Annotated in this window: 24 protein-coding genes and 1 tRNA gene; 6 read left to right on the top strand and 19 right to left on the bottom strand. The window is 36.7% G+C overall.

The features are described 5' to 3' along the window. Positions 1-309 precede the first annotated feature (309 nt). The 13 genes from QNI15_RS35615 to QNI15_RS35560 all read right to left on the bottom strand — a co-directional run bounded on the left by QNI15_RS35615 (position 310) and on the right by QNI15_RS35560 (position 10,746). Positions 310-1,110, bottom strand: coding sequence for a glycosyltransferase family A protein (locus QNI15_RS35615; RefSeq protein WP_314036674.1), 801 nt, complete (start codon positions 1,108-1,110; stop codon positions 310-312). Between the two features lie 63 nt (positions 1,111-1,173). Then, positions 1,174-2,154 (bottom strand): hypothetical protein, encoded by a 981-nt coding sequence (locus QNI15_RS35610; protein WP_314036672.1) that lies wholly within the window; start codon positions 2,152-2,154, stop codon positions 1,174-1,176. 30 nt (positions 2,155-2,184) lie between these two features. Next, complete coding sequence (locus QNI15_RS35605; RefSeq protein WP_314036670.1) at positions 2,185-2,721, bottom strand: non-canonical purine NTP pyrophosphatase; 537 nt, start codon at positions 2,719-2,721, stop codon at positions 2,185-2,187. Between the two features lie 17 nt (positions 2,722-2,738). Further along, on the bottom strand, positions 2,739-3,308 hold the full coding sequence (locus QNI15_RS35600) for an LOG family protein (RefSeq protein WP_314036668.1): 570 nt from the start codon (positions 3,306-3,308) through the stop codon (positions 2,739-2,741). A gap of 20 nt (positions 3,309-3,328) precedes the next feature. Beyond that, a complete protein-coding gene (locus tag QNI15_RS35595) occupies positions 3,329-3,901 on the bottom strand; it encodes an LOG family protein (protein WP_314036666.1) in 573 nt (190 codons plus the stop codon). A 17-nt stretch (positions 3,902-3,918) separates the two neighbouring features. Next, entirely contained in the window at positions 3,919-5,067 is a 1,149-nt protein-coding gene (locus QNI15_RS35590) for a hypothetical protein (protein ID WP_314036664.1), read from the bottom strand. Positions 5,068-5,078: 11 nt separating this feature from the next. Then, positions 5,079-6,203: a hypothetical protein gene (locus QNI15_RS35585; RefSeq protein ID WP_314036662.1), complete on the bottom strand. Its 1,125-nt coding sequence runs from the start codon at positions 6,201-6,203 to the stop codon at positions 5,079-5,081. 298 nt (positions 6,204-6,501) lie between these two features. Continuing rightward, entirely contained in the window at positions 6,502-6,633 is a 132-nt protein-coding gene (locus tag QNI15_RS39045) for a helix-turn-helix transcriptional regulator (RefSeq protein WP_390902237.1), read from the bottom strand. 175 nt (positions 6,634-6,808) lie between these two features. Continuing rightward, entirely contained in the window at positions 6,809-7,093 is a 285-nt protein-coding gene (locus QNI15_RS35580; RefSeq protein WP_314036660.1) for a hypothetical protein, read from the bottom strand. Positions 7,094-7,105: 12 nt separating this feature from the next. Continuing rightward, positions 7,106-8,191, bottom strand: a complete 1,086-nt coding sequence (locus QNI15_RS35575; protein ID WP_314036658.1) for a hypothetical protein — start codon at positions 8,189-8,191, stop codon at positions 7,106-7,108. A gap of 101 nt (positions 8,192-8,292) precedes the next feature. Beyond that, entirely contained in the window at positions 8,293-9,132 is an 840-nt protein-coding gene (gene traN / locus QNI15_RS35570; protein ID WP_314036657.1) for a conjugative transposon protein TraN, read from the bottom strand. A gap of 30 nt (positions 9,133-9,162) precedes the next feature. Beyond that, on the bottom strand, positions 9,163-10,479 hold the full coding sequence (gene traM, locus QNI15_RS35565) for a conjugative transposon protein TraM (RefSeq protein ID WP_314036656.1): 1,317 nt from the start codon (positions 10,477-10,479) through the stop codon (positions 9,163-9,165). A gap of 63 nt (positions 10,480-10,542) precedes the next feature. After that, entirely contained in the window at positions 10,543-10,746 is a 204-nt protein-coding gene (locus tag QNI15_RS35560; protein WP_314036654.1) for a hypothetical protein, read from the bottom strand. A 14-nt stretch (positions 10,747-10,760) separates the two neighbouring features. Between QNI15_RS35560 and QNI15_RS35555 the strand changes: the two genes are divergently transcribed. From QNI15_RS35555 to QNI15_RS35545, 3 genes are all read left to right on the top strand, one after another. After that, positions 10,761-11,648, top strand: a complete 888-nt coding sequence (locus QNI15_RS35555; protein WP_314036651.1) for a hypothetical protein — start codon at positions 10,761-10,763, stop codon at positions 11,646-11,648. A gap of 27 nt (positions 11,649-11,675) precedes the next feature. After that, positions 11,676-13,334 (top strand): hypothetical protein, encoded by a 1,659-nt coding sequence (locus QNI15_RS35550; RefSeq protein WP_314036649.1) that lies wholly within the window; start codon positions 11,676-11,678, stop codon positions 13,332-13,334. A gap of 937 nt (positions 13,335-14,271) precedes the next feature. Beyond that, positions 14,272-15,915: a patatin-like phospholipase family protein gene (locus QNI15_RS35545; protein WP_314036647.1), complete on the top strand. Its 1,644-nt coding sequence runs from the start codon at positions 14,272-14,274 to the stop codon at positions 15,913-15,915. A gap of 694 nt (positions 15,916-16,609) precedes the next feature. Here the strand turns inward: QNI15_RS35545 and QNI15_RS35540 are convergent. The 4 genes from QNI15_RS35540 to QNI15_RS35525 all read right to left on the bottom strand — a co-directional run bounded on the left by QNI15_RS35540 (position 16,610) and on the right by QNI15_RS35525 (position 18,812). Next, complete coding sequence (locus QNI15_RS35540; RefSeq protein WP_314036645.1) at positions 16,610-16,954, bottom strand: helix-turn-helix domain-containing protein; 345 nt, start codon at positions 16,952-16,954, stop codon at positions 16,610-16,612. Between the two features lie 117 nt (positions 16,955-17,071). Next, complete coding sequence (locus QNI15_RS35535; RefSeq protein ID WP_314036643.1) at positions 17,072-18,163, bottom strand: site-specific integrase; 1,092 nt, start codon at positions 18,161-18,163, stop codon at positions 17,072-17,074. 160 nt (positions 18,164-18,323) lie between these two features. Continuing rightward, positions 18,324-18,397, bottom strand: a tRNA-Pro gene (locus QNI15_RS35530). Positions 18,398-18,506: 109 nt separating this feature from the next. Next, positions 18,507-18,812 (bottom strand): hypothetical protein, encoded by a 306-nt coding sequence (locus QNI15_RS35525; protein WP_313999392.1) that lies wholly within the window; start codon positions 18,810-18,812, stop codon positions 18,507-18,509. Between the two features lie 409 nt (positions 18,813-19,221). Between QNI15_RS35525 and QNI15_RS35520 the strand changes: the two genes are divergently transcribed. The 3 genes from QNI15_RS35520 (at position 19,222) to QNI15_RS35510 (ending at position 22,876) form a co-directional block, all read left to right on the top strand. Further along, positions 19,222-21,126 (top strand): RecQ family ATP-dependent DNA helicase, encoded by a 1,905-nt coding sequence (locus QNI15_RS35520; protein WP_314036641.1) that lies wholly within the window; start codon positions 19,222-19,224, stop codon positions 21,124-21,126. A gap of 130 nt (positions 21,127-21,256) precedes the next feature. Beyond that, entirely contained in the window at positions 21,257-21,889 is a 633-nt protein-coding gene (locus tag QNI15_RS35515; protein WP_313985279.1) for an RNA polymerase sigma factor, read from the top strand. 105 nt (positions 21,890-21,994) lie between these two features. Next, positions 21,995-22,876, top strand: coding sequence for an anti-sigma factor (locus tag QNI15_RS35510; protein WP_314036639.1), 882 nt, complete (start codon positions 21,995-21,997; stop codon positions 22,874-22,876). 75 nt (positions 22,877-22,951) lie between these two features. On the opposite strand, the gene QNI15_RS35505 is transcribed toward QNI15_RS35510, so the two are convergent. Next, positions 22,952-23,746 carry a hypothetical protein gene (locus QNI15_RS35505; protein ID WP_314036637.1) on the bottom strand — a complete coding sequence of 265 codons (795 nt, stop codon included), beginning with the start codon at positions 23,744-23,746 and terminating at the stop codon, positions 22,952-22,954. Positions 23,747-23,844: 98 nt separating this feature from the next. Next, on the bottom strand, positions 23,845-25,095 hold the full coding sequence (locus QNI15_RS35500; RefSeq protein WP_314036635.1) for a hypothetical protein: 1,251 nt from the start codon (positions 25,093-25,095) through the stop codon (positions 23,845-23,847). Positions 25,096-25,165: the final 70 nt, after the last annotated feature.

The following is a 25,165-nucleotide window of genomic DNA, read 5'->3' as shown; positions in this document are numbered from 1 at the left end:
ACAACCAGTTCCGGCCTCACAGCTCATTGAAAGGACTCACACCTTGCCAGATGGACGAGCAATCGCAACTATTCAACACCGCCGATTTTTCCACTTCTGACCGGTCTTAAATTTGGGTGGACGTCATTAATTCAAATTTTCTATCTCAAACCTGTTTGAAAACAGGGGAGCCGACACAGGGATCTTCAATGAATGAAAACAATTAAAAGTTAAAATTACAAAGAGAAAGGATTCAAATCTATAATATTGAGCTTGTCAAAAATTAATCGGATAGGTGAATTTGTTCGCTGTCTGAATTTTTTTGTGGCCTTATAACACCCATGGAAGACCACATGGATATTTATCTTTCATGTACTGATTGCCCTCAAGAATATAATCTGGAGCAATTGGACCTTGTTTTTTTAATCTATAGTTTAGTGTGTACATTTTAGAAGATGAGTATTTAGGGAAATTAACAATCAATTGGTGAAAAAAATAACGATCTGCTCGTAATGGATGATACCAATAATGTGCGGTTTGAGCTATTGTATTTCTTTTAAAGGCATAACAATTAGTGTCAACATAGCTTGGCCATTTTTTCTTTATACCGGAAAATGGTGTATAATCACCAATACTTTCACAATTGTCATCGGCTACATATACTTGATCATAAGTATAAATTTTTCTCATAGAAAAGGCCCAATCTATGTTGCTGAACTCCATTAGAGTGATTAAAGAATTAGCATGATCTGATTCCCACCAATTGTCCTCATCAAGGAAAAAAATATAATCAGAGTTTACAAGCAAAGGGAATGAAGCATAGATGCGGTGTCCATTCATACCTTTTTTACCAGTATTAAATGGTAAAGTTACAATCTTACATCTCTCACTATTAAAATGACTAGAAATTAGTCTCACCTCTTGTTCATATTCTATTCCATCTACAACTATAAGATGTAAAATTTCTTGAAAGCTTTGTGCTAAAACGCTTTCAATTGCTTTGAATAAATAAGGACTACCTGTTGATGGTGTAATGACAACAGCTTTGGGCGATGTTGAATGAACAGTTCTAATAATATTGTCTACTTGTTCGTATACATTATTGATAAGTATGTCATTTGCAGAGGCCATTCTAATTTGTTATAGGTTAATTGTTGAACATACCTATATATTATAGGAATAGTATATACATTTCTAACCATCCTCTTTTCGATTATAGTAATATTGAATAGCCCACTGGTGTAGATTATATTTTGATGAGTCTTTATCATTCCATTCCCAGCAGCCCTCAGAATTTATAAATATGTCCTCATATGGATTGAATTTGAATTGAGCTAATTCTTGATTCCTTTTCAAATATTGTCTATTAATAATATCTCCATGCCACAAATGAAGAATTGTACCTGGAATAAATCCTATTTTACCTGAGATTTCTTGATAAATAGCTTGAGCCCATTCATAAAAGTGTTTAATTGCAAAATCGTTTTGTCCAAAGATTTGAGTCATACAGTCTGAATAATAGTCCCCACAAAAAGCATGTGCCATAATGTGATCACCACTACCTGATATACTTGCATCATATAGGCCATTTTTTGTTATTATTTCTTTGCGTATTGCCCACGCAAAACCTGTATGTCCATGTGAATTGAAATCGCAAGCTGGTAATTGATTAGAACGCTTTTGATAAACAGATGCAAAACTTTCCCATTGGTCACCTTTTCCTTCATAATATGAACAACCCTTAGGTAGTCTAATTACAAATTCAAAGGGTTGGACTACTGGATAGGTGTCTAAAAGCTTAGAGGTTTCTACTATCCACGATTCATTTTCAAAAAGAATATCACAATCGATCCATGCTAATTTCGTGCAATTTTTAGGTAATGCTTGTATTGCAACATTAAGCAACCTTTCCTTTTGCCATAATACTGATTTGGAACGGACTTTCAGAATATTAGGAGAATTGGGTAAGATGAAAGGCTGGTCATTGAAGGCGCATTCAATAACTAAATATTTTATACAACTTTTTTCTAAAGAATCAATAAACAGATTAAAGTTATTATGCTTTGTTACATAATTCTGAGAATTAAAGAAAGTTGTTATTACCCAAAGATCATCGACCGGCTTATAAATTTGAGAAGGTCTTATTTCATATAAAAAGCTATTTGACTGACCCATAATTCTAATTTAATTAAAAAATAATCTAGTCTAATATCCACTTCTTTTGCTTTGATATTTGCCTTCCCATTTTGGAATATTAGAAACTTTTTTACAAAAAACCGGATTCGAATTTCGATATGCTTCTACAGCAAGCCGTCTTGCAGAAAATTTCTCTTTTAGACCTTTCTGTCTTAACTCATATAATGTAATATCTGCGCCAATAGGTATAAAGCATGGTTCAAATGAACTTTCATGTTCAAAAATAGACTCAACTATTTTTCCTTTTATTATACCCCTATAAACATATATATACATGGTATCGTGATATCCTAATGAAGTTATCCAGCACGCATCACTATTATTTGGAATACTTTTTATTTTAAATTTAGTTTCAACTAATTCGTGTCCTTCTATTTCGAGAACAGTATCTTCTACAAGAGTAAAGGATACTGAATTTAATATTTTATATGTAATTACTTCATCTATAGATCCTAGGACTTCATCTACTTCTGGCCCTAATCTGACTTCTATACCAAATTCTTGGTATTCTCTAGCCTTATGAAGATTTGATGTTAATATGAACATGGTTTTAAGATATAACTCTAATTATTTGATGAAAATATATTAATAGCTTCTTCTGGGTCTTTAACTATTATGTAGTTTGCTTTATTGTTGCGATTATGACAAAAATAAGTTTGCGTTTTTTTTAATAAATCTATCAGAGGATTCCAATAACCATTTGTATTAACAATAAAAATAGGTTTTTCGTGAATACCAAGATATGACCAAGCCAGTTGCTCCGCAATCTCTTCTAACGTTCCAGGGCCACCAGGCAAGGCAATAAATGCATCTGATAATTTAAACATTTGCATCTTACGCTCATGAAAGTTGCTAACTTCGATATATTCATTGATATCATAAAGTGCATTTTCAACATTAACTAATGAAGTTGGTATTATACCAGTTACATAACCTCCTCTATTTATTACAGCTCTTGCAACTGTACCCATCAAACCACTACTTCCACCTCCATAAACTAGGCCTAATCCAGCTGCTGCAATTGCATTGCCTAGTTGACTTGCTACCATTGTGTATATTGGGTTTTTACCTGTACTTGAGCCACAGTAAACGCAAATTCGTTTTATCTCTATTTTATTTATGAATTTTATCATATTTCACAAATAATTATTCATTATCTATTAATATAGGTGCTCTGGAAAGTTGGTACAACATCAATTAAATTATTAAGTAATACATAGCGCGAATTGAAATTATATGGAAGAAATTGTTCAGTTTCCATATTCTCAAATAGTTGTATTAATAAACTCCAGTAACCATCAAGATTTATCAGATAAACTGGTTTTGACTGATAGATTCTTTGTAGCCAAGTGAGATATTCCATTAGCACTTCAAGTGTACCAACACCACCAGGTAATACAATGAGACCATCAGAGTTTTGAAACATACGCATCTTACATTCATGGAGACTATCAACAGAAAAGTATTCATCAGCTGGATCTAAGAATTTTGTATTTTGAATAGAGGTACTCAGTTCGAAATTGGTAACATGCCCACCTTGCACTTTGATAGTCTCCGCTATGAGATCTATCAAATCATTTTTGATTATATGATGCACAAGTCCAATCTCTGCTTTAATCATTTCTTTAGCGAGATGACTTACAGATTCTTTAAGATTTTGATCAATTTTGGTAGGTTGATCACCAATTACACAAAGCCGACTTCCAAATTTTCTATTAGTATCCATCTTAAATACTCTCAGATTTATATGTGAAAGAAAGCATATTCGTTATCATATTTAACTATGTTGCTCAAATTCAACGCAGTAGTTTTACCTCGTATATAGTTTGCTACTAGTTCAAGTTTTTGATTCCAGTCGCTTTCAAGTAAAGGATATCCCTGATTCTTTAAATTAGGATGTGAAATATGAAAATCTGCCATTGAAGATGACATATAAACATGTGGTTTAACGAATGACTCAGACCGCAGGAATAGGGTAATTGCGGGCTGAAGCTGGGCAACAGATGCATCAATTTGAACATCATGAATTGTATTACATGACATAAAATAACTATCACCTGCATTCAGTTCAACCCGATCTTCTAACGTAGAAACAGAACTTTTTTCAGAATAAGCATGTGGAGGCCAGACACCATGCACATGTTCAAGTATTATACCATCATATCGACCTTTTTGGAATTCAATCTTTTTCTTATCTACTAAGAGCTCTGATCTGTGTTGTGTATAGATGGATTGATGAATTTTTCCTATAACAACTACAGATGCAAAGTCAAAAGGGTGGGAATGTGGTGGTTCTGTAATTATGTTTTGCAAGGTTCGATGCCCGCATAAAAATCCTTTAGCATTTGGGTTTGGTTGCCAAATATGCATGCTAAGTGACCACGCTGAAACAGGTGTTTTACCTAATAGTTCCTGAACGCCGTGTTCAGCAGTAACTACACTGCTGTTATGTTCTGTGCTAGAAAGAATAAGCCGCGTTTGGCCACACCACCCATAAACTGCATGTTTGGATGACTTCCGTGAAGCTTCGCTTAATGCTTGTTCTTGAGTGCCTTGGCGCTGGGATGAATCACGAATCATATCTAAAAATGTTGCAAAAATTTCTGGCTGCCCAAGAACTTGAACAAATGTGTTCATACAAATTAATCGCCATTCACTTCTAGGTATAGATCGTATGGAATCTAGTATTTTACGAATTTCAGTAAGAGGTTCAACCTTATGAGGGTTATTTAACCATCGTTCTCTTATTGAGAGAATTGCAGTTTGAATAGTAGATTCTGGTATTAAATCTTTTAAATAATTACGAATATCACAAAGTGACATTCTATCAGCGCTTATGCTAGGGCATGAAGCAGGAATATGAGGGAATCCTAATCTCGTATATTGAAGCATTTTACTTATATTTAGACTAGAGATAGTATTTCTTTTGCCACAAGTACAGGACCAAGACGTGAATTTTGTAGCTTATTTTTTTCACTTTTCCAGTCAGTCTGTATTTTTCCAGTATGGAAGTCTTCGAAAATATTTAAAAATTTTTTCCATATAGGATCTTTAATAAGGAATTTATTGGTTCTTTTAACTTCATTAATCCTTTCTAGCTCCGGCATGTTTTCTCTCAAACTATGCGACATTTCTAAATTTTCAAAGTTTGCTCCTATTACTTTACTAAAATTATTTAAGATATATTTTAGCTGTAAGTATTGGCTATAACTTTGCGGTGGTAAAAACATTACATTCTTCTTTAAAAAATAATTTTCATAGAATCCGTGTAATCCAGCACTTGAAAGAACAATATCTGCAACCCTCAATTTTGACATGTATTCGTGAGGACCTAAACATGTAATTATTAGCTGTGAATTTTCATATTTTTTAAATTCATTTTCACGAAATTTATTGCCTCCACCGCAAATAAGAATATTGTATTGCTTCAATTTTTTCTCTTTCGAAATGTATTCAATTAACTTTTGATAGAACACAGGAAAATCATATAAGCTTGAGTCAATACCTCCTAATGACACCAATAAAAACGGATGCTTAACTATATGTGGTGGAACATCAACGTCAATTAAAGGTGGGACTAACATGAAAATGTCTGAAAAACCAAACCTGTCTAATTTAACATCAGTACAATGAAATTCTTCTATGAAATATTTCATTACATCTAAAGCTTTAATTGGTAATTGATTCCACATCCAGAATAATGTATCAATAAAAACGCATTTAAATTCTGCCTGTTTTGCAATTAATACCGCCTTTGGATAAGTATTGGCTATAATGAGACAATTTGTACTATTTACTTCACTATTACATTCGATAAATGAAGATTCTGACATATCCTCGACAAAATAATTTTCATCAAATATATTACTCTTGACTGCTAATTGATGAGACGTTCCAGAACCCATAAAAATGATTTTTTTTTGTGGATCAAGTATTTTTAGTTGACGAGCAATAGCAATGCTTGAAGAAATTGGTCCAAATCCAAACGGTTCTGCTAAAAAGATATAATGTTCAAAACTGGTATTCATTGAATTACTGTTAAAGTTATTTACAACTGAAAGGATGGTAATTTCTAATCTATTTTAAGTTTCCATTTATTTCTACAGTGGACTCATTTATTTTGGACTCTGCTTTTTAATTTTTATTCATCCCAATTGATAAACCTCATTAATATTAGCTTATTTCCCTATTGTCAGCAATACCTTATTTGAGGTATTTTTCACTCTAAAATGCAAAATGTTTGTACTTACAAGAAGGCAAATTTGGTAGTATCATTATTGTTGGTTGATATGATAGGTTATATGCAGTTAGTAGAGGTGAAAACAACTAAAATATCTTGAAGTCACTTTCCAGTTGATCGTTGCTGATCTTATTTAGATTTAGACGTTTCATATAAGGAATCTTACCTTCAGAGGTTAGATTATATATGGTAGAGCGGGCGAGGCCAGTGAGCTGCATGGCTAGTTCAATACCTCCTATTTACTCTTTATTTAAAGAATATTCTTTTGAGCTGATCAGCTCTTTATGTAACTCATATAACATATCTTCCAGTCGCGAAAGTCTTGCTATTAATTCCTCAAAGGATTCGGTATGGTAAAGTCAAAAGGAGGTGAAGATTATTATGGGTGTTGCCCTAAAACAAGAAATATACTTTACTACCCTGATTCCGTTTGAAGGATGGTTCATAACGGATATAGCCAAAGGCACTCAAGTCCCGAATACATTTGTGATAGGTAGCCGAAGCGGAGATTTTGGCTATATCCATAATCTGGTAGCTGAATACCTGTATAGGATTTGTATAGTGATTTATTTTCCAGAACTGAAGCAGAGCAGCATAAATCCCAATATGTGTAATGCTAATGCGTGGATCTTTTTCGATAGCTGTAAAAAAGGCAGATAATGGTTCCAATGTATCCATCCCTTGTAGGCATTAACCAAGTGAGAGTCCATTCCTCTTAGCTTTACCAGGCTGCAATTGGATCGTTTTGGCTATTCGAGCTGATTGTGTTTCTCGTTTCTCATTTTTTTGTTCCAATACAGAACTCAGGCTTACTTTTTTCATTTGGGCATCGTAAAGCGTAATAGACTTTTGTTGAGGATTGGCTTCAATGAAATACTTCTGTTCCAGATTTCCTTTCTGGAGAAAAACCATTTGTCGATTGCCATTTACTAGCTCTGTGAACAGCTTATCCATTAGCTGTTGGTTTTGCTTTTGTTCCAGAGGCAATTCTTTCAGTACCTGCTTTAAATCATAGCCATAATCTGCACGAAATTCTTTCATTCGATAATTACCCATCGCATCCTTATCTGTAAAATCAAGCTGCAGCCATTTATCTTGTTTGGCCTCTAGTTTGGACGCTTCGAGCTGAAGTGCTCTGCCTGATAAGAGATTATAGGCTTGATTAGCTGTAATAGTAGTTGTATTGTTTGGCCGGAATGTTTGCTGACGATTTTGTACAGACTTATTGTCAGATTGAAGCATCGCCTGATACTTCTCAAACTGATACTGCCCATTTGTATCTTTATGAAAGGATAGTTGGAAATTCATCCGTTCTTTTTCACTGACATAATAGGACACAGGGATTTTAAATTCGGGTAATCCCTTTTTGATACTTTCTTCTACTTGTGGAACCACCTGACCAAAGCCAGCTTTGTGAATCAGATTTTTTAAAGCTTCTGTGTTTTGAACTATCTGTTTCTCTTCCTTCTGAGCAATATATTTTTGTTGGATAGGTTCGACAGTCAGTTTTCGTAGTAAACGCAACCATAAGTTTGGATAGAGTTGTTTTTCAATACGATTTTGTTCTTGCTTTAAAATACGAATCGCCAGCTTTTCTTCCGGATTGTCAGAGTTTTTATATTTGGCTGCAATGCGATTGTAGTATTGGAGTTTCTCTTTTAAGAAATCCCGATTGCTCGTTACAGTAAAAGAAAACATCTGGCTAAACCGTTCTTCTTTCTGTTTCCACTGATTCAAGTCTGCTTCTACACGGTTTGAGACATGTTCTGTTTGCATAGTAGTAAGTGTCTGAGAGTTGAAATACTTAAGTATACATGTGTTGTTAGGCTGCTTATTTCTCTTCTAACGCTAGAGTGCTATTTGTTAGAGGAGTTGCTTTAATTGGCTATTGGGATAGCCTTTACCAAGGTTCTGTTTTTTATCCGAAGATGTAAATGTCGTCCACCATTTTTCTCACTACTCTCAATCAATACATATTTCTGATCAGGAATGGTGAATTTGTCTAATGCAATCACCCAGGTTTGTTCAGAGTGAGCTTTGATGGTCTCTGTAGAGTCAGCCCAGGAATAGATATAAATCGGAGATAATTCCTGCTCTTGTGTGGCTGTACGCTTTGCCTGTTTCTGATCGTGGATGCTAAAACGAAGCTGATCCATTGTGTAATTGATGGCGGTCTGATTGTGTAGTCGAATACGACAGTAAAGTACCTCACCCTGAATATAAATTCCTTCCAGATGAAGACTAATGCCAAAGCGACGATCCTTCTTTCGATGAAATAGTTGCTTTCTAGTCAGAATCTGCTGGCAGGTTGATTTTAACTGTGCTTGAGTGGAATGCATTTCAGAAAAATGAACCTTCTCTGATAGCTTATTGGATGCGGGATAAGAAAGCATGAGAACTGTTGGATTCGGGGCATAGTTAACGAGATAGGAATATACATTTCCATCTGTTGTAATAACAGTCAGATTGGTTTGCTCCATCTGTTTTTGAGCTGCCTTAATCCAGAGTACATTTTCAACGCCACTCGCTTTTTGTGCCAGAATATCTTGACTGCCCCGATCCACACTTTTAATTGCATAGGGAAAAATTAGTGTGGTTGTTTTTTGATGTGTGACAGAAAGTGGATACGAAGTCAGAATAGTAGGAGAGGTAGATTGACCCAATCCTTTACTAGAGATTAGTAATAGGCTAATGATAGCCAGATGAATAGTTTTCATAGTTGTTAGTATTAATAATAGTGTATTTACTTATTGTCCTTGCTTTTCATCATGCAGAAAAAGCCGATAGCCTGCTTTTACTGTGACTTTGATAAGCTTGGCTTTGCGACTTAACAGGTTCTTCGCCGCTTCAATACCTGCACTGGTTGCTTGTGCGCCCAAAGAGATGTCCATTGTATTGAGGTTAATGCCTTGCAGCATTTGATTGGTGGATTGTTTGGCTACATCTCGGGTAATGGCTCCTGGCACGTAAATACCTTTGAGCCCATCTGTGTCATAAACCGATAATTCAATTGGAAAAAGAAGGTTTTGGTACCGAAGGCTTTTGATACTTACTTCCAGCCTTTCTCCATTCAGAGAAGCTATGCCGTAGAGATATTGATCTTTGGGAATACAAATGCCATTGATATAAATCGGTTGAGTAAGCCGAAGCTTTACTGTTGAGCCATTGGTCAATTGCTGATTTTGCGCCATGATAGCTTCAATAGCTCCTGACAGAGTAGTTGAGGTTGTTGGTTGCTCCGTTAGTGGCTCTGGATTGAGAGAGTAAAATCCATTACTAGAACTAGGGGTTACTTGCTGGCTTGGTACGACATTACTTAGGAGTGAAACTGGATTTGTATCCATTGACGAAGAAACAGCAAATACCTGATTGGCCTTTTGCTCAGAAACCTGTCTGATTTTTTCCTGCATTCGTTCGGGATGTTGAATATCCAGAATCTTGTCCAGCATCCCATTGATTTGTGTCATTTCCGGATCTTCCTCTGCTGGCTCACTGACGGTTTGCATCATCTTTTCCAGTCGTTCAATATCTGCTGTATTTGTAACGGAAGATGATAGGGCTGGATTAGTAGAAACATTGTCTTGATATTCTTTACCATCCGTCATAGGTGTAGAGGCATCTTTTGCCAATACCGCATTGAGTTGATTTATCTTGTCATACACTTTAGCCTCACTAGAAGTGGGACTCATGTTTGTTTTCATGGCTTGCTGTTTGAAAGATCCCTGAATAGATGGAGACAGCAATTCTGAAGTAGTTATAGATGTATGACTATTGCTATCAGGCTTGTAGTAGGGATCGTTTTGAATCTGTTTTAACCGCTTGATAGAATCTATCTGTGCCTGATTGTAATAACTCATTTTATCCAGAGCAGAATTGGCTAGTAAAGCCGGTTCCGGTAACTGCATATTGAATCCAAAGGAATCCGCTTCTTTTTGAGATGAATCAGTCTTACCTCCTCCCAATGACCAAAACAGTAGTGTTAGAAAAGGAAAGACCAGCAAGGGTAATACAATCAGGAATTTGCGTTGTTGTAATAGATGAGAAGATGGATGTGTGGCTTTCATAGTGTTACTAGGTTAAAGGATTATAGGAAATAGAGAGTTGTTTGATAAGCTGATTGGAGATCATCAATGATTTTCGACTTTAATGTCTTTATTCTCAAGTGTTTTCCAGCGTTCAATCAGAAAGCCATGTGGGTTATTATCACTGCGGGCAACATTTCGTAGAAAGCCTTGGGTGACTAGGCTGCGATGGACTGTACTGGTTGCTCGTATTAACCGTTGAGTAGCATAGCAATGAAAAGGATACGGATGCTGCTCAAGATCTACCACTATACTATATCAGCTTGCCCAGGCTTTTCAAAAGGAAAGCCGATGTCCTCCAGCTTGAAGATGTCCGGCGTAATGAAACTATCCAAGTAGGAGCAGTTATAACTTATGATTACACAGGCAAATTTTATTATCCGGCTGAAAATGATTTTACCCTTTCAAAAGAATCAAAAACTTTTGAGATCAAAAATGGGTCCACCATCAATCAACTGATTGATGTAAGCATCTATACTGATCTGCTTGGGTTATTAGGTAGAAAACCAAATGGAATTCTACAAACGGAGATCAGTGGAAACTTCATCAGCAATACCAGCAACGTGCCAAACACAAATATTATCTTTCATAACTTTGTCAGGCCATATTTTCGTCTTACAAAGTACGACAGCCGTTTTGCCCAGTTGGATTCAACTAACGGTTTTCCTACTCCGGAGGCCCGAAACACTGTCAACCGAACTTACCTTAACCAGATAGCCTATCTGCAAGCTGGTTTAAAGACCAATATCGTCAGTTTTGGTATTGGTACAAATCAAAAAGTGCATGTCAATGCTGGAGTCGAAATGGGACTTGTCAATGCAGATAGTATCTTCAAGCGGGATATAACTTTGTTCAGTTTTTATCCAGAAGTAAGTTATTCCATTGTCCGGATGAAGAATTTCTCTATGGAATGCTCTGCTAAACTATTGCGGCAAAAGCTCACAGATGATTCTCCTTTTGAGAACAATGGATACGAGTCGCTGCTTAACACTCAAATAACCCTGTTTTATTTTCCTTTTTCGAACCCGGACAATAAGATTTTTCTTAGATTCAGTTATTTTGATAACCTGACAAGTGGTAAATATAACTTTTCTCAGTTTCAAATTGGTTGGAAAGCGACTCTTTTTACCAGGAAAAACGCCGAAAATTAGTGTATTAAGAAACTTATGCCGTTGGTTATGCCAAATATAACAGACACCAAAAACCTTCCGATCTATAATTGTCATGCACATATTTTCACTGGAAAGCATGTGCCTCCCTGGTTAGGGAAAAAGATAATTCCATGGCCTTTTCCTTATCTGATTTCGCTGCCACTGGTGCTTCCATTGATTAAGTTACTCTCACATCACCGGAAGTACCATATACCCCGTATACTCGACAAGATAGCCCGCGACTTGCCATTTGCTTTCAATCAACTATGGCTGCATCATCCGGTTACGTATTTTATTGCCCGGATGATAAGCACAATAATTACCTGTATTGCTCTATTGCTGTTAATATCGTATCTGAATTACAAGGTTACTGATATAGAATGGCTAACTATCTGCATTAATTATCCAAGGCAATATATTCCGTTCTTACTTCAGATTCTGATTGTTCCTTTTGGATTGCTGGTCATCCCTTCTGGCCGTAAATTGCTGTTGCTTTTGCTACAATTCCTACGTAAGATCCCGGGGCCTGCTACCTGGGAATTATTTCAACGTTACCACACCCTTGGGCGTTTTGCTTTACATGCTTCACAGAGAGGTATATTTGAAAAGCTGATTAGTTATTACCCTGAAGGCACCCGCTTTCTAATTCTGCCAATGGATATGACCTACATGGCAGCTGGGGGAGTTTCAAAAAGCTATTATTCCCAATTACTTGAGTTAAGAATACTTAAAAGGACTCATCCAAAAAGAGATCAATTACTTCCCTTCGTATTTGCAGACCCTCGGAGATTGGCTGAGCAACCTGCTTATTATGATATCATTCATGGGTTGTTTGATAATTGTGGATTTACAGGAATCAAGATTTATCCAGCCTTAGGATATTATCCTTTTGATAAGCATTTGCTCAAACTATTTCTGTGGGCAAGTCAAAACAGTATTCCTATTGTTACGCATGCTATACGTGGAATCATTTTCTATCGTGGGTTAAAGCAACAGACCTGGAATTACCATCCTGTATTTAAAGATTCACAAGGACAGCCTCTTAAACTTTATTCCTTCCAAAACGTGGATTTTATTAACAATTTTACCCATCCACTTAATTATATATGTTTGTTTGAAGAGCCTTACTTGAGGCAGGTATTAACTTATTACAGCTTGTTGCAACCTCTCGACGCCTTTACAGTAGAGTTACTATCCTTATTCGGATATACTAATTCGCAAACTCCTCTGAAACATGATTTAAGTCAGCTCAAGATGTGCTTCGGCCATTTTGGCGGAGAGAATGAATGGAATCGATACTTAACCAATGATAAAAGTTATTTTGACAATCTTTTTGCGTCCAATTCAGCTCAGACCTACCCTTTTATGCCTGATTATGTATCGAAGAATATACAACAGTTATGGCAAAGCACGAGTTGGTTTTCAATTATCCGCAACTGTATTATGAAATATGACAATGTATATGCGGATATCAGTTTCACTTTGCATGAACTAAACATAATAACTCTTTTGAAAGAATGCCTGACTATACCTAAGCTTCAAGACCGAATCTTATTCGGCACCGATTTTTATGTAGTCAGTCATAAAAAAGCTGATAAGGAAATATGGATAGATAGCAAAAGTGATTTTACGCCAATGGAACTGGATAGACTTGCCAGACTCAATCCACAAACTTTCTTATACTAGAGTTGCATACTAAGCTATTCCAAGGGTATAGTTAAATAAAAAGGTGCGAATAAAAGTTTCTTTGTGAACAAACTTGCTGTCTTATACTAGGAGATGTTTGCGGGGCATTTACATTGGAAGCAAAATTTCATCTTGCTTGCTGTCCTGTTTGTCCGAAAACCAAACTTTCCCAGGCTTCTGTGGCCTAAAATCTTCAGTGGCCGGACTGCATAGCCTACTTTAAATTAATCAGCTTTTCCTGAAAATACAGAACTCAGATTCATTACACGTATTCTCTTTATGTTCCTTACCTAGATTAATCCACAGATTTCCAGAAAATACGATCAACAGTCTCCTATAACCCCATGTAATAAACATCTTGCTAAACGGTATTCTCCTAAGTCGGAAATTCCCAAAAGGTAAGTTTTTAGACTGAAAAAAGCGTAAAAAATTTGTTAAAAAATATGTAAAATTTATAAGATCGGCTATCCTGTCGAAACGGAATTATGTGCTTTTACGGCTGTTGAGAAACAAAAAAGGAATCCTTGGTGAGTACTTTCCATCTACATCCGAGTTTATGAGACGGCTGAAGTTGCTCCGAAGTCGGTTTTTACAGATCATATTTTTTAAAGTAGTCAACCTCTATTTCGAATATAAAACCGCTAAAGGATGGTAGCTACTTATCTAAGGCACCGATCATAGTGAACCAACGGATTTTTATTCGCTTCGCTCTTCAGCTCTGGTGCGATCTATAGCTTAAAAATACCTCATTTGAGGTATTGGATAATAACAAATTACATCCGTTTTTGTATCCCAATATTTATCACACATTGGTGTCTGTCTTAAAATAACGTAAAAATGGTTGATGGCTGTGAGCAAAATAAGCTATTTGATTTATAACTATCTGTAACTCATAAAATAGTACAAACAGCAGAATTTTTATCTATGCCAAACTTATATGAAAATTAGAAATCTGGCTCTAATCATAGTATTAATTACTTTAGCCGCTTGCAAAACGGTAAAAATTAATAAGGACGGCTTTGCCTGGAAATCATTTGATTCATCGGAACGAGACCAGCTAGTTGATCTAAGTAACTATGCCTCACCCAATGACCGTGACAATCAAAATAAAAATAAAATAGTTATTGTTTGTGCAAGTGGTGGTGGCTCAAGAGCAGCGGCATTTACAACAGGAATAATGTTAGAGATGGAAAGAATTTCGATTAATTCAACAGATAATTATCCTGAAAGTAACGTCTTAAATGAAATTGACTATTTTTCAACTGTTTCTGGTGGGGGTTGGGGTGCGTCTTCTTATATTGCTTATCTTTATCAAAAGAATAAATATAGTACTGCAGAATATATAAAAGCAATAGCTGACTACAATAAATCTTTACCATCATGGGCTACGCAAACTCAATCAATTGAAAGTTTTTCGACTTTTAACTCTTATGAAAAATATTTAGCTAATAGGTCAGACTTTCGTTACTATAAATATCAAATACCTTTAATCTTGACTTTTCGGTTCGGAGCTGCAAAGTCAGATAAGATCATGACTAATCGTTTAAATGCAGGTTATTTAGGATGGAGCTATAGGGAGTTCATTGAATCTAGGACATGGCCTTTTTTGCATCCTGTTGATACAACATATACTACTGCTGATGAAATTATGCTTGGTGACGTTTTTAAACCAAAAGGAGAAAAATGTTATATGCCTCTTCTGATTGCCAATACAACAAATATCGATAATTATAAACTCGTACCTTTTACCCCTGATAGATTGAATTATTGGGGTGTAAATGAGTACACGCATTATTTAACTGGGTCTCAGTTACTACCATCTCCAGATGACATAAACCAAATTCCACTTGCGAGTGGAATTAAGGCAAGCAGTGGAATACCCTTTGCACTATCATCTTCTACTTTTCGTGCCCGAAAAAGAGATAATTACTCACAGCAGAGTATCAATTATTATTTGCATCTACAAGATGGTGGTATAATTGATCAGCAAGGAATGCATACTGCTAAATCAATCCTTTTAAGCTCTAATATTGACAAGAAAGAGAACCGAATTGTGTTCATTATTGATGCCTCAAGCACAGGTATCGAAAACAAGAAGAAATTTAAAAAAAAGAATGCAAGTAGATTTTATAATCTATGGCGGGTGGTAGCGCCTTTCTCTACTCCTGATGCACAGTATGCACTAACAAGAGAAAGAGTTAAATTGTTTGAGCAGGAATACAATTGTACGGTGGTTTATCTAGGAACCGAAATACTATTAGATCCATCGATAAATTATAAAAACAGAATTCAACCAAAGTCATTGCCACGAAGAAAGAAAAATGTTGAAGAGTATTTTTATTCAAAGTATAAAACGGTAAAAGATAGCACAACAGAGTTTCTCAATTTTGACATAAATGAACGCACTTTGCTATATTCATATATTAGTCAAAATGTGTCAACTTGGTTTGCATCCAACGGGGCCAAATTCAAAGGTAGACTGCTTCATGACGATAATAGTACTGCGAAAATTATGTTCTTGGCAGGAAGAGGGGTAGTTCAATTAAAACGATCAGAAATTGGAATACTGTTTAATAGGTGATTTACAAGGTAGCTCAAGATTAATAATTGAGCCATCTTATTAGAATGTCTCAGAAATAAGGAATATCAGTTATTAACGAGCTTATTTATGTACAATGCTTTCGCCTGAACCATCGTCAAATGCCATACCACTCCTCCACGGCTAGTAGGATCCTGCCAGCGGTTCAGTTCTGACATCATTGCTTGTACCATCAATGGCCCTCTTGGAGTATCTTACTAATCGCAAGCGCCATTTGCAAAGTAAAACCCTCAGCCACTTTTATGATTCACTGATAGTATTTTCTATCCATTCTTCCCTGCTGTACACTCTGCGTTTGGTAACTATCTACCAGTGACTCTTTGTAAGCATATTGATCTGCTCCATTCAGGCTCAGGAAAAGCGATCACCAGGTGCAATATCAGTTTGTTTTCCTTCTCTGATTTGGTAATGACCAACGGACATTGACTTATCTTCTTTTCCTGTGTAAATTTTTTGTGGCAGATTCTGGAGCAGTAATACTTTTGAATGTATTGGCAGGGCCACAGATGTATGGCAAATTGTAGGGTGAGAAAAAATGCTTGCGATTTTTATAGTCGTAAGTATTTGATAATCATCGTCATTGTAGGGGCTCTAGTCTTCTGATCCATAGTCAGTTGATTTTATGGAATACTTCCAAATTTTCCATATATTTTTCTATTGAGAACCTATTATAGAACTACTTGATAGTTTTGTTCTTTGAATATTTCTTTACTTTCAAATCTATTTCTGCTGTCGTTTTCTTTTTCCCTGCTAAAATCCAAGTTTGTAGCTCTTGTTTAGAGAAATACAATTTCTTACCCTTTTTGAAAAAAGGAATCTGTCGTTTTGAGGTTAACTCATAGATAGTTGCCTTTGCTAAGCTGACAAACTGAGCTGCTTTATCAATTGTTAAGATCTCATTTGGTTCGGGTTGTGAAGAGTGAACCTGATTAGATTCTTCCTGGAGTACGAATCGCATTTCCTCTCGGATCAATTCCCGTATTTGTGAAAGCGGAATAGGAAATAGAATGATATTTTCCATTATGGCAGAGATTAGTTTTGCCACAAAAGAATCAAACAAATAGGTAATATAAACACAACCTGAACCCAACTTGGGTTGGATTTTTTGTTTTTCTTATTATTTATTGATTGAATAGAATCACTTGAGGAGCAGTTTTGGAAATTTAGCAACTTCTTCCACTTTCTTCTTATCTACAATTTTAGCATATACCATTGTCATATCAATCTTTGAATGAACTAGCATTTCTTTCATGGTATACAAGTCAATCCCATTACTTATCCCAATAGTTGCAAAGGTATGTCGGCCTGCATGAAAGTGAAGATGTTGTTTGAGACCAGCTTCCTTGCCCCAACGAGTCAGGTGCTTGCGTAAGGTACTTTTATTGATAGTTAGTTTGTAAAATATAAGATCGTTGTTTTGTTCTTTTTCTAGCGAGTTGAGAATTTCTTTGGCGTTTTCAGTGAGAGGGAGAATGGCTATCTTTTCGGAAGTCTTTGCTGGGCGTAAATAAATTCTATTGTCACGAATATCAGACCATTTGAGTAATCGGATGTCTGAAATGCGTAATCCTGTAAAGCAGGAAAAGAGAAATGCTTCCCGGATGTGATAGCCAAACTTGGTTGGAGTTTGGATAAGGAGTTTCAATTCATCTATGTCTAATGTAGTACGCTCAACATCCTGGAGTTTGGGAAGCGTTACTTTCTGCATAGGGTTTATTAGCAAGAACCCTTTATCAATGGCAATGTTCAGAAATAATTTCAACGCCTGAAGATAAGCTCGTGCCGTATTCTGACTTACATTTTTAAGTAAATAGCTTTTCAAATCCTCGCACCAGTCACGGGTAATCTCAGCAAAGGTTGGTTGCTTATCTCTTAAGAAGATTTTAGTATGTTTCAGAAGAGCAAGATTGTAATCTACATTTGTAGTTTTTCGTTTAACCTCTCTTGTCAGAAAGGTGAGATAGTCTGCTTGTGAGTCAGCTTTCTTTTCTATGAGACCATAATTGCCATTTAGGAACTCTAGTTCTTTTTTAGCTTTTATCCCTTCTGCATATAAGACGGATTCTTTATCTGCTTCTTTAAGACGCTTTTTTACACTATAGTCTTCGGATACATAAATTTTTAGAAACTCATATTCCCGTTTCATTTTACCTGTAGCATCCTGAACATAGATATCAAGGTAGATGGAATACTTTCCATTTTTGAGAGGTTTGTAACGGATCGTAATCATAAGACTAAGGATTAAGATGTCTTTGTTCTATTCCTCCGAGTAACAAGGGAGTAACAAAAGTAACAAAAATAACCCGAGAAAAGCAAAAATAACCCCAAAAGCCCTAAAATGAAAAACCGCTCAAAACTAGGTTTTAAGCGGTTTTAATAGGCTTTTTCAGTCGGGATGACTGGATTCGAACCAGCGACCCCTTGCACCCCATGCAAGTACGCTACCAGGCTGCGCTACATCCCGAATCGAACACTTTCTTCACGAAAGCGGGGTGCAATATTATGGAAAATATCAGATACTCTCTAAATTTTTTTAGAAGTTTTTGTTTTATCTGTCAAAAAGTAAGAATGAACTATTTGTCCTTCCGGATCATAGATTGATAGCTTTTGTATAATTCCTGAAACTTGTTGTATGTCTGATGCAGAGTAGACAAGCTTTGTTTTTGTTTTTGAATTTTGTTCTGGAAAATCTCACGTCTTTGCAGACTTACATGAAACTTCTCTTCTCCCTGTACTTTAAGGGCAATCAGGTGGCTGATGATATTACTGTGAACAGGAAAGTCTACACCGCTTTCTACTGCGAATTGTTGTGCTTCCTGTAACATGTTTTCTTCTTGAAGCAAAGAGGCTGCTAATTGGGAGGTGGATGTGAATAACATGGTAGTAATGGTTATATATGACAGATAAATTACAGATGTAAGTTTTTTTGTATATATCCGCTGAAATTGACAAAAGTGACCGCAGAAATTCTCTTTTTTTACAGAAAATCGCATTTTTATAAAATGAGGTGATGACAGAAAAGGCGCAGAAATTGAATAAATTCAGGAGAGGAGAAATGAAATAAAAGATTATACAATCGCCAACTACCTTTAATTCAGTGAAGTTGTGGTTACATAGTATTATATATATGCTGGTCAGGAACAAATATTTCAGCTTATGAATATTTTTTTGAATACTCTTTTCTTTCATTTTCGCAAAATCTTGATACTTGTCCTTTTCCATTTTTTGTTTTTTCCTTCCTACCTTTGATGTAGTCTATTGTAGTGTTTACAGATTTATTGAGGATACATGGCTATAATCCATGACATTTTAAAGCAATATTGGGGATATGATGCTTTCAGACCACTTCAGGAGCCTATAATTCAGTCTGTGCTGAATAAAAAAGATACGCTGGCTTTGCTGCCTACTGGAGGGGGGAAATCTATTTGTTTTCAAGTACCCGCAATGGCAATGGAGGGTGTTTGCATTGTGATATCACCACTGATTGCTTTAATGAAAGATCAGGTAGAAAATCTGAAAAGAAGAGGAATAGATGCGGCAGCCATCTACTCGGGTATGACCCGGCGAATGATTGATATTACACTAGATAATTGTCGGTTTGGCTCTGTAAAATTTTTGTACGTTTCTCCGGAACGTATTCGTACAGAAATATTTATAGAACGTTTCCGGCAAATGAAAGTATGTATGATTGCCGTGGATGAAGCCCATTGTATTTCACAATGGGGATATGACTTTCGACCTCCTTATCTGCAAATTGCCAAACTACGTGAGTTGGTGCCTGCTGTTCCTATCATTGCATTAACAGCAACTGCAACAGAGGAAGTACGAAAAGATATTATTGAAAAGCTGATTTTACGCGAGGCCTCTATATTTGCTGGTAGTTTCGCCAGAGAGAACTTATCCTATTCTGTTTTTTCACTGGAAGATAAAGAACGAAAAATGGTGGATATACTACAGAAAGTACCTGGTTCCTCTGTAGTATATGTACGTAGCCGCAAACGGACACATGATTTGGCAAACTGGCTGAGTCGGCAAGGGATCAGAGCTGACTATTATCATGCAGGATTAACAAATGAAGAACGCGCTGCCAGACAGGACAACTGGATTAAAAATCGGACACGGGTCATGGTTGCCACTAATGCCTTTGGAATGGGGATTGACAAGCCAGACGTGCGAACTGTTATTCATATAGATATACCCGCTAACCTGGAGAGCTACTATCAGGAAGCCGGACGGGCTGGGAGGGATGGTAAGAAAGCCTATGCTGTGGCACTATATAATGAAGTGGATCTGGAGAATATGAAGACTGCTCTGGAACAAAACTATCCATCTATAGATATGCTAAGACAGGTGTATCAGGCAATAGCGAATTATTTTCAGGTGGCCGCCGGTGGAGGGTATCTGGCTAGTTATGATTTTGATTTTGAGGACTTTTGTAAAACATATCAATTACCGGCGCAGGAAACGTTTTATGCGATAAAGCGTCTGGAAGAGGAGGGTTTCGTTCAACTGACAGAGGCTTTTAACAATCCGTCAAAAATTCTGTTTACTATAGACAAAAAAGGACTCTATGAATTTCAGGTAGCCAACAGTATGTATGATCCATTGATCAAGACTATACTGCGAATGTATGGAGGAGATATTTTTAATAATTTTACAATGATCTCTGAGAAAAAGCTGGCCGATTACCTGCAAACAGATCCTGCTACTATTGAGCGGTTATTGTTGTATCTGCATCAGTCAAATGTGCTGATTTATGAGAAACAGAAAAATAAACCTCAGCTTATCTTTACTACTGTTCGGCATGAGGCTGCCCGGCTTCCATTGGATGTGAAACAACTGACATGGCGTAAAAACAGAGATGAAGAAAAACTTCAGGCTGCTATTCGCTATGTAAGTGAAAACAGAAGATGCCGTACCTTGCAGTTGTTAGAGTATTTTGGGGAATACATAGAGACAGAGTGTGGAGTCTGTGATGTTTGTTCGCAAAAACGAAAAAGTGAAAAGCCTGCTAAGACACAACAGTACAGAGTGCAGATACAGCAATTACTGAATAGTAATGCAATGCCTGTTTCCGAACTTATTCGTAGTCTGGTTGTTGCAAATGAGAGTGAGGTGTTGGAAGTACTACGCGAGATGATAGAAATGAATGAGATACAATTGATGGATAATAACTACATAAGAAAAGTATAGTACCAGAAATTGATGAGTAATGTGCACATAAATAAGTAGGCATAATTACTGTATACAATATATGAAGTATTCCTTCGGAACATACTGGATTAGATAAAATATCTGATTGATGAACTATCATATATTGATAATGAATTATCATCCAATTTGTTTTTCGAAATATATCCAGTATTTTCACCCATCACGAAATAAGGAAGCATTGTCACGATCCGTTACTATAGCAGAAAACGAACTGATAGTCATGCTAAAACAGCATGATCGTAAAGGGTTTGAGTATTTGTATGATAAATACTCGGGAGCCTTATACGGGGTCGTATTACGTATTGTTAAATCAGAAGAAATTGCAGAAGATGTAGTACAGGAAGCTTTTGTTAAGATTTGGAGGAATGTTTCTTCCTATGAAAAGACAAAAGGTACTTTGTTTACATGGATATTAAATATTGCCAGAAATACGGCTATTGATAAGGTGCGTTCTCAGGATTTTAAACAGAACTCCAAAATCCAGGATGTAGACCAAAACGTAAGTATGGTAGATAAGCAGGCGAATGTTAATCAGGAAATAGACCATATCGGACTGGAGAAGTATGTGCTTCAGCTAAAACCTGAACATCGTCTGATTATCGAATATCTGTATTTTAAAGGATACACACAAAGTGAAGTTGCTACAGAACTGAATATGCCATTAGGTACGGTTAAAACACGTGTAAAGATGGCAATTAGTCACCTGAGGGAGCTTATTGATGAGAAGATAGACTTCCCATAACTTCTTTTGTCTGAATAGAGTTAAACTACAGGACAGTGTTGTCACTCAGGATCGTTTTAGTAAAGAGAAATCATCGGTTACTTGTTATTGTTAAATTAAATTAAATTGGACATTCAGACTTACATATCGTCTGGTATACTTGAAAGTTATGTACTAGGCCTGACTTCTCTGGAAGAGAATCAGGAAATAGAGGCATTGGCTGATGAGCACGAGATTATTCGGCAGGAGATTGCATCTATACGCGGTGCCTTAGAGGCATATGCTTCTCAGTTTGCACAAACACCTCCTCCTTCTTTGAAAGATAAGGTGATGAATAGACTGGATTTTCTGGAAGCAGAAGAAAATGATTCAAAAGCCTCTCTGGCCAGTCCGTTTCTTAGTATAGAGAAAACAGAGGAAGAAGACAAAGAAACGTTTATTTCTGAAGATGTGATTGCATATGCAGAAAATATCCAGAAACAAAATCGGTTTAGCTATTGGGCTGTTGCCGCAAGTATTTTGCTCGGCTTTAGTATTTTGGGTAATATATATTTATTCTCCCAATGGAAGCAAACTGAAACTCAGCTGGCTCAGATAACAACCGAACGGACTGAATTGGCTCTGCACAATCAAGAGCTTGAACAAAAAATGAAGCCAGCCATGATGACGGCTTCTGTTGTGAGTAATCCCGACTACAAGGTAGTGAATCTGCAGACAACAGATCCTAAAATGAATGCTGAGGTAATTCTGTACTGGCATCCTGAAAAAGGCAATTTGTACATTGCAGCCAATAAGCTTCCTCCTTTGCCTAAAGGGAAGAAATATCAGTTGTGGGCCATTGTAGGAGATAAAAAACTGGATGCCGGCATGTTTGCACCTACACAGGAAAAAGGACTATTTACGATGAAGTCTATTCCATTGCAGGCACAGGCTTTTGCGATTACATTGGAGGATGAGCAGGGAAGCCCTGAACCTACAACAAATCCGTATGTGGTAGGAAAAGTATAAGCATTGAATTCCACCAAGAAAAACGGGCATGAAGATTAGTTTTCTTCATGCCCGTTTCTTTAATGATGCGTTCGGTTAATTAATTTCTTCTACACGTTTCTTATATCCTAACAACTCAAAGAGAGTTTCCCAGTAATAGGTTACATTCGGATTGTTTTCTTTTGAGGTACTGGTAGGTTCAAATGGCAATACAAAATGGATAGTAATTTTGTCATACGGGATAGAACCATAGTCTTTTTTCAGTACCGCTGCATCTGTTTTTGCCCACTCTGTTGCCTGCTCACGGGTTTGTGGTGGAGTAGTGTGGAAATCACGGCGATTAGTACCTTTGGCACTTTCAATCATATCACTCAGGTAATATACATTCACTATGGATGATGTATCTGCAATCCGTTTTACTACCTCCAGTGTCCCCCAGATATCTGTTTGCTGATTGGTGGCAGTAGCATTTTCAGTAAGTAGATGTTTAAGTGCCTGATTCTGAAATTCTGTTCTTTCTTTGCGTAAGGTAAGTTCAAAGTCATTGACAATTGCTTCCTTATCAGTAGGATTCATATCTGTAGTGTCTTCACTTACAGCTGCCTGGCTGGTTCCACTGAATGCTTCTGCTTTGATTGTATTTTCATGTATATAGTAGATATCCAATCGATCACCTTTGCTTCTGATATTAGTGGCTACCAGATTTTTGAGTGTCCGATTGTACTTTTGAAGTGCAAATTCTGTAAATCCGCCACCCGCACTTGTTGATTTATCCAGAAATACAATACTTTGAATAGGTTTGGGTGGAGCTGCTTTTTTGTCAGAATCTCCTCCACAGGCTGTAAGCAGAATAAGCCCTGCTACAGGAATGCTTTTAGTCAAAAAATTCATATTCATTATATGTGCAGAAATTTTACTGAATTAGATAGAAAGAAATAAATATATCGCTGCCTGTACAGACAGCGATAGTATATAAAAAGATAGTTAATCTATGAATGAACGGCCTGTCCATTGGCGTTTACAATATCAACGTGGCCATTAGGGCGTTGTTCAGTACGTTGTTCTACTTTACCCCGTACATATCCATCATTGTATTGAGAAACTCTTCTCTCTACATCGTATAAACCTTGCTGGTCTGTAAGATCACGAATCTCAGCACGAACCGTCTTAATTTCGGATTGCAGCTCTTCAGGTTTAGAAAACATAGCCAGGTGATTTTCACTTATGGCTTTCTGTGCTTTCTCCTGAGATAGTTGTGTTTCCACTTTCTCAAGTTCTTTCTGAGTACGTTTCTCCAGGCGTTTCATTTGTCCGATACGTATAGGAATTTGTACCCAGCGTTTCCAGTACGTTTGTACAATAGGTGTGCCTACACCCAGACAAACCGCTCCTGATACCGCAAATAGGATACCTGTGAGCACAAAAGACCACGCTCCCCAGGGATCATTCAACAATTCCTCATTCAACTGAATACGTTGTCTGCGCAAGCTGTCAAGTTTAGCTATCAGAGTAGGGCTATTGGTTCCGGCACCACTTTGCAGATACGTAGCTTCGTTGTTTAAAAATGCTTTCATTTTGTCTACACGAAACGCATCATATCGGTAAAGCCCAAGAACTGCCATAGTAGTTAAAGCAAAAAACAGCAATACCATCTTAAAGTAGATATATCGTTTATATTTGCCTTCCTGATAGTAATGTTCGATCAGCCGTTCGTAGGCTGGTTTGAGCAACAGTGATAAGGCTGCAAGACCACCTGCAAAGCTCCATGCTTCAAAGCCCTTAAATCCAAAGGCATAGGCTACAATATCTTTAGAGATAATCAGATCACCTGTAATGAACAGCAATCCGGCAAGTACATAAAACAAGCCTATCAGGAACGGATTATCATTACGTGTATTTTTGCGAAGTTCACGTAATTGTTCTTTTTCTATGCCTGCTTTGTTCGCTGTATCTCTAAGACGGTCTGCCTGTTGCTCTTTCAATGGTATATGATGTGTATGTTGCTGGGATTTCTCAATCCACTGAGCTGATTCTTTTTGAGCTTCCTGCAACTCCGTCTCCAGTCTGGCTAATTCGCTTTTCCGGTTCTGAAGTTTTTCAATAGACTGATTATATAATACCTGACTGGACAGAAAACTTTCGTAGTGTTTCTTTTCCAGATCCAGCTTCCCATTGTCAAGTCCATGGGAAAACTCATTGTTGGTTTCGTCTGCGTTCTGTAAGGATGATTGTGAAGACATCTCGAGGTTATTTATGTGATATTCGTTTTGCTAGAATTATAGTATAATTATAGTGACTTCAATGCTCAGT

The organism is Xanthocytophaga flava (genome assembly GCF_030068545.1).
GTDB classification, from domain to species: Bacteria; Bacteroidota; Bacteroidia; order Cytophagales; family 172606-1; genus Xanthocytophaga; species Xanthocytophaga flava.
This window is presented reverse-complemented; position numbering and strand designations above follow the sequence as displayed.

Bases quoted from the DNA above. Each gene is read 5' to 3' on its own strand.
- QNI15_RS35535 (WP_314036643.1), bottom strand. From the start codon at position 18,163: ATGATTACGATCCGTTACAAACCTCTCAAAAATGGAAAGTATTCCATC.
- traN (WP_314036657.1), bottom strand. From the start codon at position 9,132: ATGAAAACTATTCATCTGGCTATCATTAGCCTATTACTAATCTCTAGT.
- QNI15_RS35520 (WP_314036641.1), top strand. From the start codon at position 19,222: ATGGCTATAATCCATGACATTTTAAAGCAATATTGGGGATATGATGCT.
- QNI15_RS35585 (WP_314036662.1), bottom strand. From the start codon at position 6,203: ATGAATACCAGTTTTGAACATTATATCTTTTTAGCAGAACCGTTTGGA.
- QNI15_RS35545 (WP_314036647.1), top strand. From the start codon at position 14,272: ATGAAAATTAGAAATCTGGCTCTAATCATAGTATTAATTACTTTAGCC.
- QNI15_RS35525 (WP_313999392.1), bottom strand. From the start codon at position 18,812: ATGTTATTCACATCCACCTCCCAATTAGCAGCCTCTTTGCTTCAAGAA.
- QNI15_RS35600 (WP_314036668.1), bottom strand. From the start codon at position 3,308: ATGATAAAATTCATAAATAAAATAGAGATAAAACGAATTTGCGTTTAC.
- QNI15_RS35605 (WP_314036670.1), bottom strand. From the start codon at position 2,721: ATGTTCATATTAACATCAAATCTTCATAAGGCTAGAGAATACCAAGAA.
- QNI15_RS35580 (WP_314036660.1), bottom strand. From the start codon at position 7,093: ATGGATACATTGGAACCATTATCTGCCTTTTTTACAGCTATCGAAAAA.
- QNI15_RS35575 (WP_314036658.1), bottom strand. From the start codon at position 8,191: ATGCAAACAGAACATGTCTCAAACCGTGTAGAAGCAGACTTGAATCAG.
- QNI15_RS35550 (WP_314036649.1), top strand. From the start codon at position 11,676: ATGCCAAATATAACAGACACCAAAAACCTTCCGATCTATAATTGTCAT.
- QNI15_RS35615 (WP_314036674.1), bottom strand. From the start codon at position 1,110: ATGGCCTCTGCAAATGACATACTTATCAATAATGTATACGAACAAGTA.
- traM (WP_314036656.1), bottom strand. From the start codon at position 10,479: ATGAAAGCCACACATCCATCTTCTCATCTATTACAACAACGCAAATTC.
- QNI15_RS35500 (WP_314036635.1), bottom strand. From the start codon at position 25,095: ATGTCTTCACAATCATCCTTACAGAACGCAGACGAAACCAACAATGAG.
- QNI15_RS35540 (WP_314036645.1), bottom strand. From the start codon at position 16,954: ATGGAAAATATCATTCTATTTCCTATTCCGCTTTCACAAATACGGGAA.
- QNI15_RS35505 (WP_314036637.1), bottom strand. From the start codon at position 23,746: ATGAATTTTTTGACTAAAAGCATTCCTGTAGCAGGGCTTATTCTGCTT.
- QNI15_RS35515 (WP_313985279.1), top strand. From the start codon at position 21,257: ATGAATTATCATCCAATTTGTTTTTCGAAATATATCCAGTATTTTCAC.
- QNI15_RS35595 (WP_314036666.1), bottom strand. From the start codon at position 3,901: ATGGATACTAATAGAAAATTTGGAAGTCGGCTTTGTGTAATTGGTGAT.
- QNI15_RS35590 (WP_314036664.1), bottom strand. From the start codon at position 5,067: ATGCTTCAATATACGAGATTAGGATTCCCTCATATTCCTGCTTCATGC.
- QNI15_RS39045 (WP_390902237.1), bottom strand. From the start codon at position 6,633: ATGCAGCTCACTGGCCTCGCCCGCTCTACCATATATAATCTAACCTCT.
- QNI15_RS35610 (WP_314036672.1), bottom strand. From the start codon at position 2,154: ATGGGTCAGTCAAATAGCTTTTTATATGAAATAAGACCTTCTCAAATT.